At 57.0% G+C, this 14433-nt stretch carries 17 protein-coding genes and 2 tRNA genes; 12 read left to right on the top strand and 7 right to left on the bottom strand.

What is annotated here, in order from left to right; genetic code table 11:
- Nucleotides 1-112: 112 nt before the first annotated feature.
- Nucleotides 113-355: a helix-turn-helix transcriptional regulator gene (locus BMY38_RS11825; RefSeq protein ID WP_092763026.1), complete on the top strand. Its 243-nt coding sequence runs from the start codon at nt 113-115 to the stop codon at nt 353-355.
- Nucleotides 356-513: 158 nt separating this feature from the next.
- Complete coding sequence (locus tag BMY38_RS11820) at nt 514-1722, top strand: hypothetical protein (protein WP_092763024.1); 1209 nt, start codon at nt 514-516, stop codon at nt 1720-1722.
- A 163-nt stretch (nt 1723-1885) separates the two neighbouring features.
- Here the strand turns inward: BMY38_RS11820 and BMY38_RS18130 are convergent, their stop codons facing one another.
- Both BMY38_RS18130 and BMY38_RS11815 read right to left on the bottom strand, forming a co-directional pair.
- A complete protein-coding gene (locus BMY38_RS18130) occupies nt 1886-2029 on the bottom strand; it encodes a hypothetical protein (protein ID WP_175495854.1) in 144 nt (47 codons plus the stop codon).
- On the bottom strand, nt 2022-2207 hold the full coding sequence (locus BMY38_RS11815; RefSeq protein ID WP_092763022.1) for a hypothetical protein: 186 nt from the start codon (nt 2205-2207) through the stop codon (nt 2022-2024). Before BMY38_RS11815 ends, BMY38_RS18130 begins: the two co-directional genes overlap by 8 nt.
- Nucleotides 2208-2997: 790 nt before the next feature.
- Here BMY38_RS11815 and BMY38_RS11810 point away from each other — a divergent pair.
- From BMY38_RS11810 to BMY38_RS11785, 7 genes are all read left to right on the top strand, one after another.
- The gene (locus BMY38_RS11810; RefSeq protein WP_092763020.1) at nt 2998-3267 is read left to right on the top strand and encodes a hypothetical protein; all 270 of its coding nucleotides are present in this window, start codon (nt 2998-3000) and stop codon (nt 3265-3267) included.
- A 40-nt stretch (nt 3268-3307) separates the two neighbouring features.
- On the top strand, nt 3308-3649 hold the full coding sequence (locus BMY38_RS11805) for a hypothetical protein (protein ID WP_139204707.1): 342 nt from the start codon (nt 3308-3310) through the stop codon (nt 3647-3649).
- Between the two features lie 185 nt (nt 3650-3834).
- Nucleotides 3835-4491, top strand: a complete 657-nt coding sequence (locus BMY38_RS11800; protein WP_092763016.1) for a hypothetical protein — start codon at nt 3835-3837, stop codon at nt 4489-4491.
- A 2-nt stretch (nt 4492-4493) separates the two neighbouring features.
- Nucleotides 4494-5069 (top strand): hypothetical protein, encoded by a 576-nt coding sequence (locus BMY38_RS11795; RefSeq protein ID WP_092763014.1) that lies wholly within the window; start codon nt 4494-4496, stop codon nt 5067-5069.
- Entirely contained in the window at nt 5066-5308 is a 243-nt protein-coding gene (locus BMY38_RS17940) for a hypothetical protein (RefSeq protein WP_139204706.1), read from the top strand. The genes BMY38_RS11795 and BMY38_RS17940 overlap by 4 nt, the downstream gene beginning before the upstream one ends.
- Nucleotides 5298-6083, top strand: a complete 786-nt coding sequence (locus BMY38_RS11790) for a terminase large subunit domain-containing protein (RefSeq protein WP_092763012.1) — start codon at nt 5298-5300, stop codon at nt 6081-6083. Before BMY38_RS17940 ends, BMY38_RS11790 begins: the two co-directional genes overlap by 11 nt.
- Nucleotides 6068-6784, top strand: coding sequence for a hypothetical protein (locus BMY38_RS11785; RefSeq protein WP_092763010.1), 717 nt, complete (start codon nt 6068-6070; stop codon nt 6782-6784). The genes BMY38_RS11790 and BMY38_RS11785 overlap by 16 nt, the downstream gene beginning before the upstream one ends.
- A 548-nt stretch (nt 6785-7332) precedes the next feature.
- Here the strand turns inward: BMY38_RS11785 and BMY38_RS11775 are convergent.
- Entirely contained in the window at nt 7333-8469 is a 1137-nt protein-coding gene (locus BMY38_RS11775; RefSeq protein WP_092763006.1) for a site-specific DNA-methyltransferase, read from the bottom strand.
- Between the two features lie 94 nt (nt 8470-8563).
- Between BMY38_RS11775 and BMY38_RS11770 the strand changes: the two genes are divergently transcribed.
- A complete protein-coding gene (locus BMY38_RS11770; protein ID WP_092763004.1) occupies nt 8564-9946 on the top strand; it encodes a DNA adenine methylase in 1383 nt (460 codons plus the stop codon).
- Between the two features lie 2 nt (nt 9947-9948).
- Here the strand turns inward: BMY38_RS11770 and BMY38_RS18620 are convergent, their stop codons facing one another.
- Nucleotides 9949-11229 carry a phospholipase D family protein gene (locus BMY38_RS18620; protein ID WP_342707768.1) on the bottom strand — a complete coding sequence of 427 codons (1281 nt, stop codon included), beginning with the start codon at nt 11227-11229 and terminating at the stop codon, nt 9949-9951.
- A gap of 79 nt (nt 11230-11308) precedes the next feature.
- On the opposite strand from BMY38_RS18620, the gene BMY38_RS11760 reads away from it, so the two are divergent.
- Entirely contained in the window at nt 11309-11875 is a 567-nt protein-coding gene (locus tag BMY38_RS11760; protein WP_092763001.1) for a T4SS efffector SepA family protein, read from the top strand.
- 91 nt (nt 11876-11966) lie between these two features.
- Here BMY38_RS11760 and BMY38_RS11755 read toward each other — a convergent pair.
- Both BMY38_RS11755 and BMY38_RS11750 read right to left on the bottom strand, forming a co-directional pair.
- A tRNA-Asn gene (locus BMY38_RS11755) sits at nt 11967-12041 on the bottom strand.
- A 71-nt stretch (nt 12042-12112) separates the two neighbouring features.
- A complete protein-coding gene (locus tag BMY38_RS11750) occupies nt 12113-12997 on the bottom strand; it encodes an MBL fold metallo-hydrolase (protein ID WP_092762999.1) in 885 nt (294 codons plus the stop codon).
- Here BMY38_RS11750 and BMY38_RS11745 point away from each other — a divergent pair.
- Complete coding sequence (locus tag BMY38_RS11745; RefSeq protein WP_092762997.1) at nt 12996-14303, top strand: ATP-binding protein; 1308 nt, start codon at nt 12996-12998, stop codon at nt 14301-14303. The two genes, BMY38_RS11750 and BMY38_RS11745, sit on opposite strands and share 2 nt — an antisense overlap.
- Before the next feature lie 28 nt (nt 14304-14331).
- On the opposite strand, the gene BMY38_RS11740 is transcribed toward BMY38_RS11745, so the two are convergent.
- Nucleotides 14332-14408 (bottom strand) — tRNA-Ile (locus BMY38_RS11740).
- Between the last annotated feature and the right edge of the window lie 25 nt (nt 14409-14433).

Raw genomic sequence — 14433 nt, 5'->3', positions numbered from 1 at the left:
GCGAAACTAGCTTAGGGAGCGCCGCGCTGGAAGCGGACCTGAGTGACAGCCCGAACCAGCGAGTATCAACAGAGGGCCCTGTTTGTTCGTAAAGGACAGAAGGAATCTGTTGATGACTACCGCTTTAGGCGTACTCGAGTCGCGCATTGAAGAACTCGAAACCCGATTGAATAACCCCCGCATCATGACGCCGCTCCAAGTTTGCGACTTCCTGCAAATCTCGGAACGGTCGCTCTACGATATGAAAGAACGCGGCGACGCGCCGCCCGCGATGTATTTCAGTCAGCGGACGGTTCGATATGATCTGCACGAGGTCATGGCGTGGGCGAAACAAAAAGAAGTGGGGCAGGTTTAAGGCCCGCCCCACTGAATTGGTGTCGTCACGACTGCAATGGAATGACTCGTTAATAGACGAGATCGTGACGACGCCGAACCAGTGATGTGGGTCCAGCCTGAGAATGGTATGGATCAATTACGAAAGGCGCTATTCAATGGCGCGAAGGAGCATCGGTGATGGCAAAGAATAAAGATCGAGTAACGGCCAAGTTCGGCAAAGGCTATGCAGCTCAATTGATGGCGTTCAACATTCAGAAGCAGCGCATCGTCGATCTTTGCAATGTCGAGTTTGACGAGGACCTATTCGACGAGGCCAAGGATTACAGTTCTTGGCATCGCGCACTTGCGGGCAAGGAGGTTTGGGAGGGTATTGTCGATGCCTTGCACAACCTTTGGGGCAATCAAGTCTCCCATCCGAGGAAATACTTGCCCCACGACGGCCCGCCAGACGATGGATTGCACGACTGGATGAAGCAGATCGCGACAGCACCTTGGTGGCGCGACGTGTTGCAGGTGTCGGCCTCGCAGAGCGCGTTCAACGCGTGGTTCTCGGGCAGGCCGATGGGCAAGGCGAAGGTGGCCGAGGTCAAGGCCGCCGTCGATGACTGGTGGGCGCGGCTGATGGCGGCGGTCGAGAGGGCCGAGTATGCGTCACTCGCGCGCGACATGGCTTGGTCGAAGGGTTCCGGGAGATCGGCGCGCAGTATTGACTCCTACTTCTATACCAAGGTCGTCGAAGAAGACATGGCAGTCACAGATGCGCGTAAACTGTTCGTGGACATGCACGAGAAGTCACATCGGTATCACGCCAGACCGATTGATCTGGCCGATCCCCAAGACCCGTTGATACCGATGGATACGACGGACGCAGGTTTTTATCAGCGGCACTTTGAGAAGTGGTTCGACCAGATGCACGAGGCAGGCTATCCGAACGCATTGCCAAGCATCCCGCCTGACTTCGATGCAAAGCCGTGGTTCGAAGTCAAACGCTGGGGCGGTGCGAAGAACGAGGAATGTCCCAAGGACCTGAACGAGGTGCTTTACGGCATGTGGTATCGCGTCAAGTACCAGAGATTCTGGAACGCCGAGATGCGAATGGTCGATCAGACCCACGAGATCGTAGAGGTGTCAGATGACGGCGAGGAATGGCGGGCAGCGAACGAACGTGAAGTGCGCGGCTGGGACCCTGGAACAGAGCTGTTCTTCCGAGGCCTGCACGAGAATGGCGACGGTCGCAGTCAGCATGAGCGTGAAGTCGATGATCTACGCGGCAAAATCAAGCGGCTGCGGCACACGAGCCAGAGTGCGTTCAAGCCCGAGGAGCGTGTCTTGGCGCAGGCGCAGTTGACCGAAGCTGAGAAACGTTTGGGCGAGTTGCGGCGCTAATCAGGAAGGAAATAGTTCGTCCAAGAGTTGGCGACGCGTGGCGTCGTCAACGCGGTCCCGCAGCCATAGTGAACAGGTTGCGGGATCATAGGGCGTTCGCCCGCGCGAGGCGGTTCAGAAGGCGCAACGGAATGTTGGGCAAGGTGTCAAATGTTCACATTGGTTACGCAGCGCAGGCGACACGATGCGGGAGTGCGGAGAGAATTTCGTCGCACTCTTTGCGCGTTGTCAGGGGCATCAACCAGCGGCGTATGCTGTCGAGGTCGATGCCTTCGGCGTAGAGGCGGTGGGCGTGGTCTTTAGCCATGGGTCGGGTCCTTTGGGTTGATGAGGCCGCGGCGGATCAATTCTTTGACGACTTCACGGGCGGCGAACGAGGTGCAGCGAAGCACATTGTCGGCCACGCCGAGGTGGGTCAGTGCGCCATCCGTTTCCTGAAGCATATCGACGACGCGCTGCGCGTGGGTCACTTCGGGTTTCGGCATTAGCGGTCTCCGTTACTTTATACGGGATTGTATCGCCCAAGGCGACGGTCGTGCGACCGTGGATCAAGGTGACGATAACTCAGTTGTAGGTCTTGGGTCAGGAAGGCCTGCGGTTATCGTGCGCGTGTATGTGTGCATAAAAAAATGATGATGAGATTTATGGAATGAACCCTGATAATATCATCATCATTTTTTCATGCACGCACATGCGCGTGCGTTATGAAGGGCGCAGGGTGCTCATTCTTGGTGCTGCCGATCTCCCCTCGAAATCTCCACCTTCTTGTTGCGAACGAGTCGCAAAAACATCGGCCAAACCAGACCGATTGATCTTTAATCAAGTGTCAGCGGGCGATTGCCGCTTTTAAACCAAGTGGTTGATCTGCTTCGCTGCGAATTTTGCAACGCGCTTTGCAACGCAGGCGAATAACCGACCGAAAAGGTCACTGGAATACAGGCATATCAGGCGCGACATTGCACATGCTACCGACGCCTTTGCCCGACACCGCGCTAGAGACGCGATCTGCTGCGGCGCACGCGGTCGTCTTGGTCAAATCCGACGCAGTATGCCCGACGATAGCAAACGCCCGTCGCTGACGCGCTGCTGCGGTGTGATCGGCGCGCATCCCGTTAACATCTAACATTCCCCTGACTCCACCTCATTCCCCGGAACATCCAGCGCTCGGAAGTTGATACGCATCGCCTGTCGGGCCTTGTGATGAATCCGCGCCCCAAGGTGGCCCGACGTTCCTGCTCGCCTTGGGGCGCACTATCGCACGAAAGGACAATCCCCGTGACATTCAATGCAGCCATCAGCGGATCGACGGCGACGATCACCGTCACTACGACGGCCAACTCCACGACCCTGCGCGTGCCGAACGCGGCCACCTTGGGCGACCAACTGACGGCCCTTGCAACGAACCCGAGCACGGCCCCTGTCGATCAGACGCCCGACTACATGGTCTATCCCACGGACGGCGGCGTGCGCGTCACGTCCGGGCCGGGTCAGATCGACATTCCATGGCGCTGGGTCATGCCCATCGCGAGCCAGTTGAACGCCTGACGTGCTGCCCGACCAGCCACGAACCCCGGAGGCGTCCTTGGTGACGGCGATCCTGATGCAGGCCTACCGTGACCTGTTCGTGTCCGTCCGAGACGAAAGCAACGCGTCCTTCACGACGCAGACGGAGCAAGATCGGGCGATTGAGTTTCTGACTGACCTATCCGGGGGCAACGCAAGGCACCGAAACGCCCTGTGCGCCCTGATCGGCTGGGACGGCGACGTGTTGGCCGCGCGCGTCCGGGCGATGATGGAGGGCGACGACTTTGCCCCTCCCACGCCTGACGCGACCCCCGCGACCCTCGAACGGCACGCGGCAGCCGTCGTGCGCCTGCGGGAACGATGGCGGCACCTGCAAACACCGCACCAGCGCCGCGCCGCCTGACGACCTAGCAAGACCTTAAATACAGCGTCAGCACCTTTTTCTGGCGGTCGGCAATCCAGACGCTGGCGCGTAAATTCATCTCATGAGCGCAGCGGTGCGCAGCTCTCCTTCTTGTCCAGAACAGATTGAGCGCGGCGTCCCGATAACGTCGCGCTCATTTTGGTTCAGGCATGAAGGAGTATCAAATGTCCGACGACACGACCGCCGCCCTGCAAGCCCTCTTGCAGCAGTTTCAAACCCTCACCAACACTGTGACCGATCAGTCGAAGCGCCTCGATGATCTGGCGAAGCAAAACGACGGCCTGCGCGCGTTCAACTCGCGTGTTCTGGACGAAAAGAAGGATGCGCAGCGCCAGCTTGACGCGAAGCCGCCCAAGAAAACCATCGTGGACATCGCGGACGAAGAAATCCACGAGCGCAAAATGCGCGCGGCCAATCTCGAAAAGGATGCCGATGGCAACTGGTATCCGCAAGGCGTGAAACCCAAGCACAGCCTGACCCGCGAGGATGCCCGCGACCCGGCCAAGTATCGAGCGGCGAAAGAAGCAGCGCATAAGGCAGGCGCGACCCTCACCGTGATCGACGGCAGTGACGATCCCACCATCCGCAATACGGGCAAAGGCGACGTGGTTCAGTCGAAGACGTTCACCTTCGACGACACGCATGAGCGGGTCCGCTACCTGCGCGCCGACATGGAGACGGGCAAGGGCATCATCGGTCGCCGTATGCGTGCCGAGCAAGACGGTTACACTATTAAGACCTTCCGCTCGCCCGACGAATTGCCCCCGCACGCCCGCACCAAGTTCGACCTCATGGAGCGCGCGGCGAACGCGGAGTCCTGATCGTGGCACAGGGCGGAAACAAAAATAGCGGGCGGCGTGCCGTGATCGACATGCGCGCGGACAAGAACGAGATCATCAAGGATATTGTCCTCAATCGGCGCACCCTTGCCGAGATCGCACGGCGGCTAGGCGTCGATTACACCACAGTCGCCCGCTACCGCGACGACAAGATCACCGAAGAAATGCGCCGTTCGATCCTCGCAGAATCCCGCGTTGCAACCATCGAAACAAACACGGAGGTGATCAATCAGGACCGCATGGACATTGCCATGACCTACGAGTCCTTGGCGATGCGGGTCGAACGCCTGATCACCAAAGCGGAACAGAGCGAGGATGACTCCTTCGCGCTGGCCGCGATGGAGGGGCTGCGGAAGGTGCTGCGCGACATTGCAACCATGCAGGGCAAGCTGGCCACCAATCTGACGGTCAACGTGTCGCTGGCCGAAAGCAAGGAATGGGTCGTACTGCGAACCATACTTCAAGAAGTATGTGCCGAAGTACCAGCCGCGCGCGAACCGCTGCTGCGTCGGATGCGTCACCACGTCCTGTCCGTCACTAAAGAGGACACCGTGCTATGACTCATCGCATTTTTGAAGGTTGGCACTCACATGGTCGCCGGGTCGCCGTCGCGACGAAAGTGAGCAATGCCGATTGGGCGCGTCTGCCGCATTGTCGGAGCGTGATGCTGGCCGAAGGTGGTAAACTGTTCTTCACGGGCAAGGCGTGTAAACGCGGACATGTCTCGCCACGGAATGAGCATGGCGACTGCACTCAATGCCACCTGATGCGCCTCGCGGAGCGTCGCGATGCCTTTTGATGGTCTCCACGACTTTTGCAGCCTGATCGAACGTGACCTCGATCCGGGCGCGGAAATGCTGCACTTCCTGCGTCAGGAGGTGCCGTCCGCCACCCATGTCGATCCTTGGCAGGTCGAGGCGATCACGTCGAACGCGCAGACAGTCGCGCTGCTCGTGTGCCGTCAGGCGGGCAAGTCATGCGTTCTTGCGACACGCGGGGTCCGCGAGTTGAAGCGCGGCGGCACGATCATCTGCGTTGCTCCTGCGGAACGTCAAACGCGCGAGATCACCCGCAAGGTTCAGGCATATCTGCGCGCGACGGACCTCGTGGTCGAACGCGCGACGCAGACGGAAATCGAATGTAGCAACGGCGGGCGGTTCATCGCTGTGCCTGCATCCGGTGCGACGATCCGGGGCTACACGGCTGACCTGCTGCTGGTTGACGAGATGGCATATCTCCCCGGCGCGAACGGCGGCGAGGATGTCGTCGTGTCGATCCTGCCGATGCTGCGCGACAACGGGCAGACCTTCTACGCCAGCACGCCCGCCGGAAAGAACAACCTATTCGCATCGCTGTTCCTCGAACCCAAGGACAACGTTCACAGGATCAAGGTTCCCGGCACGTCCATACCGCGCCTTGCATCCCGCATCGAACGACTGCGGTCGCAACTTTCGGCAACCCGCTTCCGTCAGGAGGTCATGTGCGAGTTTCTGTCGGATGGCCTGTCCTACTTCGACCTTTCTACCATCGAGAATGCCACTTCACAGGAGGCCGCGATATGTCCGAGATTCTGAACCTAGTCCACATGCCAGACGGGCGCGTGATCAACGAAACCAACATGGACCCAGCTATCGAGAGAGTGACAGGTTTTGTCAGATACTTCGTCGGCGCGGACCTTGGGCAAGCGAACGACTTCTCGTCTGCCGTGGTCGTCAAGGATCAGCAGTTGCCAATTGCTGATGGGAGCCGGGTCAAACTCGGCCCGCGCGAGCGGACAGTGGTCTTCGCGGACAAGTTCAAGGGCGTGTCGTATGTCAGTGTCGTGGATTACCTGATCCGCCTTCGGAATGCGCCGCCATTCGGGGGCAAGTCGGAATTGATCATCGACGGCACGAGCATCGGGCGCGTGGTGTCAGACATGCTGCACGAGCAGTCGGTCGATCACACCGCTGTCCAAATGACCGGGGGCCAAGAGTGGCGACGCTCCGGGCGATACGTCAACGCGGCCAAGACGCTGATGATCGAGAACCTTGCCGTCCTGTTCGCATCGGGCGACCTCAAGTTTGCCCACGACCTTGCGATGCGGAAAGAGATCGAGGAGGACCTGGCCTCGTTCACGACGCAGACCACTGCGGCAGGCAACCAGATCATCACGCAGGCGCGAAACGCCTCTGGCCACGGCGACACGGGCATTGCCTTGATCGTTGCGGCCTTCGCGTCGCAATACCTGACGCCGCAGAACATTCAGGTCGGCAGGCTGGTTGGGATGTTTTAGGTTGCCATTCTCACTGGTCGCCGTAATTATTCCCGTATGGCGAATAAAAACATACCCAGCAACAACCCAGAGTACCGGCGTCGCAAGAAGGTCGAGAAGGAGTTCAAGGCGCTACTCAGTGCCGAAGGACACGGCACGTTGTTTCCGCCCGGGTCGAATTATCTTGCAGGAGCGTCCGAAAAGGAGCTCGCGAGGCGCAATCTTAGGCGCGAGAAATTGATCGTAGACGCGATAAAGTATAACCTGTGGGTGCCACAGATTATGCGCGACCAAGTGAACAGGCCGCCAGACGAGAACCCCAAGGTGCCCGACGAGGATGAAGGACAGGACCCGTTCTAACCGTCGCTGTCGTCGTGCTCGTGCCTATTGCACCCGCCGTCGCCCGACGAAGCGCACGAGACGCGGGCAAACACCCCTGAAAAATCGCGCGCTGATGCGCGTCTCGATGTTCTGGGCATCGTTCGCCTGCCAGCCTGCAACGCGCCTTAGACGCGCGCTGCTAGGCGGTTGTAGCTTCTATTATGGCGCTGATGGAAACTCTACTACCGTTACTTTGCCGGAAGCTCAAAGAACTTCACCTTTGCTTTGTGTTTCGCAACAAGTGGCATAAGGCGACGATGGCAAAGCGAGACGACGTGATCGCCTCTTTCGATGCCGACAAAGCGCATACCATTTTGCAAGGCTGCCGCTGCTGTTGTTCCTGATCCCAAGAAGCTATCAAGTATAATGTCACCGGGGTCTGCCGCGATGTTGATAATCCTTGATATCAATTCGACTGGCTTTGGCGTATCGAAGACCGCTTCATCAGGAAAGAGCCTTTTGATTTCTTTTTTAGCAGAATCTGTCGTGCCAACTTCGTCAGCACTCCAAAGCGTGTGAGGCGTAAGGCCAGTATTCATTTCGCTCAAGAAACGCTTTAGTCTAGGGACACCGGTGCCATCTTTGCCAAACCAAATCCGATTATCCGCTGTCAATTGCTGAACTCGCTCTGAAGTATACACCCAACACCTGCCAGAGGGAGGATTGTGCTTTCGACCGTTGGGTGCAACGATCTCATGGAATTGGCTTTTAGTCGCGTGACCAGCTTGAACATTTAGAGAGATCGATTGCCAAGGTCCGCGATGGTCACCGTCCGGGTTTTTAAATCTACTCTTCGCCTCTTCATTATAAGGAAGTGGATTGCGCCGCTTCTTAAAAGCAGCAGCATTCCTAGCATAAACTAGAATATATTCATGGTTGTTCGAAAATACTTTTCGATTTTCTCGCGTTTTTCGATGCTCCCAAATAATGGTTGAGACGAAATTTGCTCGCCCGAATATTCGGTCTAGTTCAACTTTGAGATAATGAACTTGACGGTCATCGATTGAAATCCATAAACTACCGTCTCGCGTGAGTAGACGGCTAAGCTTTCTAACGTGGTTAGAGAGCTTCTCAAGCCATACTTCATGCGTGTCCCGATCATCGTAGTGTTCGTAATTTTCCATGTTGTTGTAAGGGGGGTCAATGTAAATGCAGCGAATTTTTTCTTCGAGATCGCTACCAATCGCATCCAACACTTGGTCATTGTGTCCCTGTACTAGAACAGACCTTGGACCAGCCGTCCCTAACGTCAGCTTCTTGCGTTCAGACAGACAACCGCCCTTAATCAAGTCTCTGTGGATGGCGGAATCCGTCTGATCTAACACTCTACTGCTCCCCTGTTTTCCTGATATCGCGCTTGGGTTCTACTGAACTACCACATACAGTAGCACCTTAAACAAAGTATGAGAATCGAACAACATGGAAATGTCGCCATCCAAAGCCCTGCCGGACCACGGCCCTGAGAAGAAAGATGATGGCTTGGCAAGTTCCGGTTGGCGCCCCATCCACTACCTTGGTAGCAAGTTGCGTGTTTTGCGCACCGTGCAGGAAGCAATTGATAGCGTGTCATCCAGCGGCAGCGCCGCCTGTGACCTGTTCGCGGGCTCTGGTACAGTCTCGGCTTGGCTGGCGCAGTCGCGCCCAGTAACGTCAGTAGACATACAAGAGTACTCAAGGGTAATTTGTGGCGCTCTGCTGAATCCGGTCGAACTTCCCATCCCAATGGTTCGTGAGAACCTCTCCAAAGCCCTTGATATCTCAAAAGCATCTGGCGGCCTGCGGTCGGCAATGCCCATGATTGAGTTGGAGGAGAAACTGCTGCGTAGGGCTGCGGACGGGGACCCAGAGGGGCTTGCTTCCCTTATAGAAGCTGGGCCAATCCTTACTTCTTGCGCAGATCGCTCTGGATCAGAAATTGGGCGTGCTCTTTTAGAATGTCGAAGGCGATTGGACGAGCCGATAAACAAAGATCCACGTTCCACAATGGCGTTGAGGCACTTTGGAGGGGTCTATTTTTCGTATCGGCAGGCCGCTGAGCTGGACGCGATTCTTGATGCTGCAAATCACGCACCACTGGAGCAGAGGGTAGTCTTGGTTGCTGCCGCTCTCGCCACCGCAAGTGAGATTGTAAACACGGTTGGGAAGCAATTCGCGCAGCCATTAAGGCCGCGAGACAAACACGGCCAAGTCAAGAAGTCACTTTATAGTCAATCGGCAAGAGATCGTTACAAGAGCACATTTGAGATATATCTTTTGAACTTGGAAAAGTTCTTGAATCTCAAGGCGTCTAAATTTGATAATAGGGCAATCAGGTCGGATTATTCTGACTTCCTCTCTTCGCCTGAGTTTCACGAGTCGGTGGTGTACGCTGATCCGCCCTATACGCGAGATCACTACAGCCGGTTCTATCATGTGTTGGAAACACTTGCTCTTCGTGACGACCCTAAGATTTCAACGAATACTGCTCATGGGAAAACAGGTCCAAGTCGTGGAGTATATCGTATGGATCGCCATCAATCCCCATTCTGCATTCGATCCCAAGCACCTCTGGCTTTCGAGAAACTATTTTCTAAGGTTGCCGAACGGAGAGTTCCATTGGTTCTTTCGTATTCACCCTACGCTTCTGAAAAGAACGCACATCCTCGAGTCATGACGATTGACCAAATCCGTTCGATTGCGACGTCCTTTTTTGCGAGTGTTGATGTGGAGTCGGTTGGTGAGTTTTCCCACAGCCGACTAAACCGTACAGACCTAAATAAAGAAGTGTCCTTTGACGCTGAGTATCTCTTCGTGTGTCGCTAAATCTAGACAGGACACGCCGACCACAGGTTTTGAAGTTCACTATTGTCGATAATTACACGCTTTAAATGATGCGACGGCCCGGCGTATTTTGCGCTGAGGTAACCTGCAAGAGTTGCGTGGGCGGGATCGCCCGGCATGAATACTCTGTAGCGAAACTCTTTTGATGCGATTTTCTTGAAAATGCCAATCGGTCGGCCCGATGCAGGATATGAGATACCTGCAACGGCTAAGAGTTCCATTCTGTAGTTTTGGCTTTTGACGTTGACCACTTGAGTATCGACTGCATTGGTAACAGCACCGCTGGCCGCCACTTCGTGCAATCTTATCTGATCGTTGGCGACCGGATTCACGCCAAAATAATTCTGCATGATAGCGATAGGAAAATTAGCTTGCTTCCATCGCGCACCGCCTCCGATTTCGGCGACTAGCACATCCTGTCCACCAAGCGAGTACGTTGGCGCGGAGGGTGCCGATACAGTCGGTGCAGATGAAGGACTAGTAGCAGCAGCGGAACTGGGGCTGCTGGAAGCTATTGGCGCAAAAGTCTTCAGCGGTGACAACGTCGGTTTTGACGGGCCTGAGGAAGTACCTCCAACGCCTGCAATCGATTTTCTTGGTGGCTTGATCAGTCCCAGAATCCCATCATCTAAGCATTTTTGGACATCAGCGCGGGTCTTTATGATGGATGCCGCAGGCAGGGAGGGGGCGAACCACCCATCTATCCTGCTCGCAATGTCATCCAAAACGGCAACAGGGTCACCATCGTTAGTATCAAGCAAAACACCTGCTTCTATGTTGCCAGCACCCACACCGGCAGGGGTCAAATTTGCGGAACCGACGTAGGCTAACTGACTGCCATCAGCTCTAGTAAGATGAACAACCTTTGGGTGAAATAATCCTCCCGAGTAGCTTACAATGCAGACTCGAGCGTTTGGTCGCGGGCATCCAACTAAGCTAATAAGGTTCTCAACGTCACTTTTTGTGGTGTCCCTATCATTGGAGCCAACGACTGCTGAAACCGGAAGGTCCGCGCCAACTAGCTCCGCTATTATGCCTCCGAAAGCACTTAGCCCATTGATCGAGAAATAGCCTGTTTGAAGCCTAAGGTGAGATACTGACGTCGTGGGCTCATTTTCGATCCAGTGCCCGAGTGCCTGATCTACATTTCGAGTCGAACTGTCCAAGTATCTCAAGACCGCGCTCCAAAAGCTGTGTAATTTCTTTCGGTTGTACTGCGTCCTAGTCAGTTCTGGCAACGCGAATATCGGTGCGATTTGCTGCATCCAGAATATGTAACATATTGCCTTGACTGAAGGGCGGAATATGTTACATAAATCCTATATTGGCTAGAAGGAGATCAATATGATGCCCGTAATCAGAATCAGCGACGCCACGTTCGTAGACCTTAAATCCATCGCGACTTGGCTAGGCGCGGAAACGCCATCGAAGACGATTGAAAAATTGGTTCGAGAAAAGATGGATTCGCTCGATCTAGAGCGTGACATAGGCGAAGAGCAGACCGAGGAGGCCGAGAGCGGAAACCATGCGACGTTTTTTGAACCTGCGCCCGGCTTGTTCTTTACGCGTATTCTCTCGGCGAGGATGGACGGCAAAACTCTCGAAAAGCTGAACTGGGCTGGACTTCTGCTAGAGATAGTAAAGCGCGTGAAGTCGAAAGGCATAGCATCAGATCGTCTTGCCAATGAGGTCCAAGTCCCTGCTAAAACCGAACCATACGAAGAAGAAGGTTACCGATACTATCCCGAGGTCGGAATCTCAATCCAAGGGCAGTCTGCGCCAGACGCTTGGAAAGAGGTCAGCCGCTTGGCCGATAAGCATCGGATCCCTGTCGAGGTTGAGTTTCAGTGGCGTGAAAACGAGAAAGCTCAGCATCCCGGGCGTGTTGGAATTATCCGCGCTGGCTCTTAAGGCAGAGCGTATCCGTTGCAAAATCGTTGCAAAATCGAAAAAAGGCGAACCCGAAGGTTCGCTCATTTTGCTTAACTATCAAGTAGTTAATTGGCTCCGGCGGTAGGGATCGAACCTACGACCAATTGATTAACAGTCAACTGCTCTACCGCTGAGCTACGCCGGAATACCGAGGGCGGGATTAGCCAAGCGCGGCGCGTGGCGCAAGGGGGGCGCGTGGTATTTTTGTGCAGGGTGTCATGCGCGACTGTAGCATGCGTCGGGGCCCGCTACCGGGGTGGCTGTGACCAGGCCCTGCTGAATCAGGTGAAGAAGATGGGCCAGCACATTGCGGCCCGCTGCCCCCAGAAGGGCGGGAGGGGTGTCGGCATAGATCTGTGCCACGATGCCCGGGATCGTGTGGGTCTGGTCCAGCGCCATCAGAATCGCCGCAGTGCGGGCCTGCCGGTGGTCTCGCAAGGCGCGGCAGCGGGCGGCGGGGGCATGAACCGGTCCGCCGTGGCCGGGATGAAACACCTTCGCTTCCAGCCGCTCCAGACTGTCCAGCGCGTCCATGAACTGCCCCAGATCGCCATCGGGCGGGGAAATCATCGTGCTGGCCCAACCCATAACGGTATCACCGGTGAATACGGTCGCCGCTTCTGCCCATTCAAAGGACAGGTGGTTGGCCATATGTCCGGGCGTCCAGTGTGCGCGCAGCGACCAACCGTCCCCTGAAACGAGATCGCCCGACGACAACAGCCGATCCGGCATGAAATCGTGGTCCACGCCTTCTCCGCCACCCAGACCCGTTAGAGCCTCCATCTCAGGTGTGCGGCCTGCCGTCGACGGGCCGAACCCCAGCACCGGCGCTTGCAGCCGGCGCGACAGCGGTTTTGCGGCGGGAGAATGGTCCAGATGCGAATGTGTAATCAGGATCGCGATAACCCGGCGGCCCGCCACCGCCCGTTCCACTGCATCCAGATGCGCGTCCAGGGCTGGACCCGGATCAATGATGGCGACATCGGACCGGCCCAGGACGAAGGTGTTCGTCCCCTCGGCGGTCATGGGCGAGGGGTTCGGAGCCAATACCCGGATCAGATCGCTTCCAACCCGGCCGTCGGAGGGGTAGCTTTCGGTCATGTACACTCCTCTGGATCCTTCCGGTCTCGATCGTCCCGGACACGACCCCGTCCGTTCGGACACGTATCGCAGCAGCTTGCTGCGCCGCTGGTTGCCACGCAGCTTTTATGCCCGCGCCGCGCTGATCCTGATCGTTCCGGTCGTCGCGATCCAGCTTGCCGTGGCGGTGATGTTCCTGCAACGCCATTACGAGGATGCCACGGTTCAGATGACATCCAACATGGCGCGCGAAATCACCCTCGTCCGGTCGCGACCGGAACTGGGAGAACCGCTGGAGATCGCGTTTGTCGACCCGCCCGATGCCATGATGACGCGGTTCTGGGATCTGTCAGGCCGTGCAATGCGCGACACGCTGATGAGCCGCTTTCCCGATCTGGTGACCATCGACACGCGCACCGATCGCAAGAAGGTGCGCCTGGGGTTCGCGGACGGGACCGGCCTGATGTTTTCCCGCAACGAAGTCTCGACGGCAAATCCGCATCAGCTTTTGGTGCTGATGTTCGGAACCGCGATCCTGATGACGGCGGTGTCCTTTCTGTTCATGCGCGGCCAGATCCGCCCGATTCGCCGTCTGGCCCGCGCGGCCCAGGCCTTCGGGCGCGGCCAGATGACGGACTACCGTCCTTCCGGTGCGACCGAGGTGCGGGCGGCGGGCATGGCGTTTCTGGACATGCGCGCCCGGATAGATCGCCATATCGAACAACGCACGCTCCTGCTCTCGGGTGTCAGCCACGATCTCAGGACGCCGCTGACCAGGATGAAACTGGAGCTGTCGATGATGGACTCGGCCGAGGCACAGGCGCTGGCCGACGACGTCGATGCAATGGAGCGGATCATCGACACCTTCCTCGACTTCGCGCGCGAAAGCGCAACGGACGAACGGACCCGCACCGAGGTTCTTTCACTGGTCCGCGAAGCCGTTGCGATGGCTGCGCCCGGGCGCGACCTGCGGGTCACGGGCATCCCGGTTGAAGCGGATATCTTTCCCGACGGGATGCGCCGCGCGGTTGCGAACCTTGTCAAGAATGCGCTGAGATACGGAGTTGAGGTGCGGGTATCGATGCAGCTTGCCACCTCGTCCATCGTGATCGTGGTCGAGGATGACGGGCCGGGTATCGCACGCAAGGACCATATGGAGGCGATGCGCCCCTTTGCTCGGCTGGATGCAGCGCGCTCCAATACATCCGGTAACGTAGGTCTGGGTCTGAGCATCGTACGCGATGTGGCCCGCGCGCATGGCGGAGCCTTGCGGCTCGGGGTCTCCGACCTGGGCGGCCTGAAAGCCGAGATCGTCGTGCCGCGCTGATCGGACGGCGCGCGGGGCAGGGGGAATATGGTAGGCCCGGCAGGACTTGAACCCGCAACCAAGGCGTTATGAGCGCCCTGCTCTAACCAATTGAGCTACAGGCCCCCTGGGTCGATGCGATACCAGATGG

The organism is Jannaschia helgolandensis (assembly GCF_900109285.1).
Taxonomy (GTDB): Bacteria; Pseudomonadota; Alphaproteobacteria; order Rhodobacterales; family Rhodobacteraceae; genus Jannaschia; species Jannaschia helgolandensis.
This window is presented reverse-complemented; position numbering and strand designations above follow the sequence as displayed.

Coding starts and splice junctions, on each gene's coding strand:
- BMY38_RS11825 (WP_092763026.1), top strand. CDS start 113: ATGACTACCGCTTTAGGCGTACTCGAGTCGCGCATTGAAGAACTCGAA.
- BMY38_RS11820 (WP_092763024.1), top strand. CDS start 514: ATGGCAAAGAATAAAGATCGAGTAACGGCCAAGTTCGGCAAAGGCTAT.
- BMY38_RS18130 (WP_175495854.1), bottom strand. CDS start 2,029: ATGGCTAAAGACCACGCCCACCGCCTCTACGCCGAAGGCATCGACCTC.
- BMY38_RS11815 (WP_092763022.1), bottom strand. CDS start 2,207: ATGCCGAAACCCGAAGTGACCCACGCGCAGCGCGTCGTCGATATGCTT.
- BMY38_RS11800 (WP_092763016.1), top strand. CDS start 3,835: ATGTCCGACGACACGACCGCCGCCCTGCAAGCCCTCTTGCAGCAGTTT.
- BMY38_RS17940 (WP_139204706.1), top strand. CDS start 5,066: ATGACTCATCGCATTTTTGAAGGTTGGCACTCACATGGTCGCCGGGTC.
- BMY38_RS11790 (WP_092763012.1), top strand. CDS start 5,298: ATGCCTTTTGATGGTCTCCACGACTTTTGCAGCCTGATCGAACGTGAC.
- BMY38_RS11785 (WP_092763010.1), top strand. CDS start 6,068: ATGTCCGAGATTCTGAACCTAGTCCACATGCCAGACGGGCGCGTGATC.
- BMY38_RS11770 (WP_092763004.1), top strand. CDS start 8,564: ATGGAAATGTCGCCATCCAAAGCCCTGCCGGACCACGGCCCTGAGAAG.
- BMY38_RS18620 (WP_342707768.1), bottom strand. CDS start 11,229: ATGCAGCAAATCGCACCGATATTCGCGTTGCCAGAACTGACTAGGACG.
- BMY38_RS11760 (WP_092763001.1), top strand. CDS start 11,309: ATGATGCCCGTAATCAGAATCAGCGACGCCACGTTCGTAGACCTTAAA.
- BMY38_RS11745 (WP_092762997.1), top strand. CDS start 12,996: ATGTACACTCCTCTGGATCCTTCCGGTCTCGATCGTCCCGGACACGAC.
- BMY38_RS11750 (WP_092762999.1), bottom strand. CDS start 12,997: ATGACCGAAAGCTACCCCTCCGACGGCCGGGTTGGAAGCGATCTGATC.